At 48.4% G+C, this 2500-nt stretch carries 2 rRNA genes (1 of these 2 cut by a window edge); both read left to right on the top strand.

Annotated elements, in window-relative coordinates:
* Positions 1 to 2241 (top strand): 23S ribosomal RNA (locus H7350_RS16935); it begins 579 nt to the left of the window's first position.
* Positions 2242 to 2350: 109 nt separating this feature from the next.
* Positions 2351 to 2458 (top strand): 5S ribosomal RNA (rrf, locus tag H7350_RS16930).
* Positions 2459 to 2500 lie beyond the last annotated feature (42 nt).

Genomic DNA, 2500 nt, shown 5'->3' with positions numbered 1-2500 from the left:
GTGCCTTTTGCATAATGAGCCTACGAGTTACCGTTGCTAGCAAGGTTAAGGCATTCAGTGCCGCAGCCGTAGCGAAAGCGAGTCTGAATAGGGCGCTTTAGTTAGTAGTGGTAGACGCGAAACCGTGTGATCTACCCATGGGCAGGGTGAAGCTGTGGTAACACACAGTGGAGGCCCGAACCGGTTGACGTTGAAAAGTCTTCGGATGACCTGTGGGTAGGGGTGAAAGGCCAATCAAACTCGGAAATAGCTCGTACTCCCCGAAATGCATTTAGGTGCAGCGTTGATTTATAGTTTTATAGAGGTAGAGCTACTGATTGGATGCGGGGGCTTCACCGCCTACCAATTCCTGACAAACTCCGAATGCTATAAAATGTTAATCAGCAGTGAGGGCATGGGTGCTAAGGTCCATGTCCGAGAGGGAAAGAACCCAGACCATCAGCTAAGGTCCCCAAATGTATGTTAAGTTGAATAAACGAGGTTGAACTGCTTAGACAGCTAGGATGTTGGCTTGGAAGCAGCCATTCATTTAAAGAGTGCGTAACAGCTCACTAGTCGAGCGGTTCGGCATGGATAATAATCGGGCATAAACATACTACCGAAGCTATGGACTTGAAAAAGTGGTAGGGGAGCATTGTAGTGTCGTCGAAGGTGAGTCGTGAGGCTTGCTGGAGAAGCTACAAAAGAAAATGTAGGCATAAGTAACGATAATGCGGGCGAGAAACCCGCACACCGAAAGACTAAGGTTTCCTCAGCTATGCTAATCAGCTGAGGGTTAGTCGGGACCTAACGCGAACCCGAAAGGGGAAGTGGATGGACAACAGGTTAATATTCCTGTACCTGCTCACACTAAAAGTGACGGAGGCGTATATTTGGTGCGTGCTGACGGAATAGCACGTTGAAGCGAGTAGTAATACCGCGATAGTACACTGAGACTACGGTCAAGGTGATAATCCAGAGAAGCGACTTCCAAGAAAAGCGAGTGAAGCAGCCCGTACCCTAAACCGACACAGGTAGTTGGGATGAGAATTCTAAGGTGCTCGAGAGATTCATGGCTAAGGAACTAGGCAAAATCGGCCCGTAACTTCGGGAGAAGGGTCGCCCCACTTCGGTGGGGCCGCAGTGAAAAGGTCCAGGCGACTGTTTATCAAAAACACAGGGCTCTGCTAAATCGAAAGATGATGTATAGGGCCTGACACCTGCCCGGTGCTGGAAGGTTAAGTGGAGGGTTTAGCTTCGGCGAAGATCTGAAATGAAGCCCCAGTAAACGGCGGCCGTAACTATAACGGTCCTAAGGTAGCGAAATTCCTTGTCGGGTAAGTTCCGACCTGCACGAATGGTGTAACGATCTGGACACTGTCTCAGCCATGAGCTCGGTGAAATTGTAGTATCGGTGAAGATGCCGATTACCCGCTGTGGGACGAAAAGACCCCGTGAACCTTTACTATAGCTTAGTATTGGCTTTGGATAAGTAATGTGTAGGATAGGTGGGAGACTTTGAAGCGGCGTCGCCAGGCGTTGTGGAGTCATTGTTGAAATACCACCCTTTGCTTATCTAGAGTCTAACCTCTTTCAGAGGGACAGTGCTTGGTGGGTAGTTTGACTGGGGTGGTCGCCTCCAAAAGAGTAACGGAGGCTTCTAAAGGTTCCCTCAGCACGCTTGGTAACCGTGCGTAGAGTGCAATGGCATAAGGGAGCTTGACTGAGAGACATACAGGTCGATCAGGTACGAAAGTAGAGCATAGTGATCCGGTGGTTCCGCATGGAAGGGCCATCGCTCAAAGGATAAAAGGTACTCCGGGGATAACAGGCTGATCTCCCCCAAGAGCTCACATCGACGGGGGGGTTTGGCACCTCGATGTCGGCTCGTCACATCCTGGGGCTGGAGAAGGTCCCAAGGGTTGGGCTGTTCGCCCATTAAAGTGGCACGCGAGCTGGGTTCAGAACGTCGTGAGACAGTTCGGTCTCTATCTACAGTGGGCGTTAGAAATTTGAGTGGATCTGACTCTAGTACGAGAGGACCGAGTTGGACTAACCTCTGGTGTACCAGTTGTTCCGCCAGGAGCATTGCTGGGTAGCTACGTTGGGAAAGGATAAGCGCTGAAAGCATATAAGCGCGAAACCTACCACAAGATGAGATTTCTTTAAAGGGTCGTGGAAGATGACCACGTTGATAGGCTACAGGTGTAAAGGCAGTAATGTCATAGCCGAGTAGTACTAATAACCCATAGGCTTATTGTACGCCTGTTTTTTTAGAGTTACAATATATTTTTATGATGTTTTTTTTCAATATGTTATTATATACGGTTAAGTAACTGCTACTAGTTAGCATTACACACACCGAAAGATTTAAGGTGATTATAGCGATGGGGCTCACCTCTTACCATTCCGAACAGAGAAGTTAAGCCCATTTGCGCCGATGGTACTGCATTTGTGGGAGAGTAGGTCGTCGCCTTTTTTGAAACCCTTATCATATATTTTTATGATAAGGGTTTTTTTT

The organism is Psychroserpens algicola (assembly GCF_014526325.1).
Lineage (GTDB): Bacteria > Bacteroidota > Bacteroidia > Flavobacteriales > Flavobacteriaceae > Psychroserpens > Psychroserpens algicola.
Note: the sequence above shows the minus strand (reverse complement) of the source record. Positions and strands in the feature narration are given on the sequence as shown.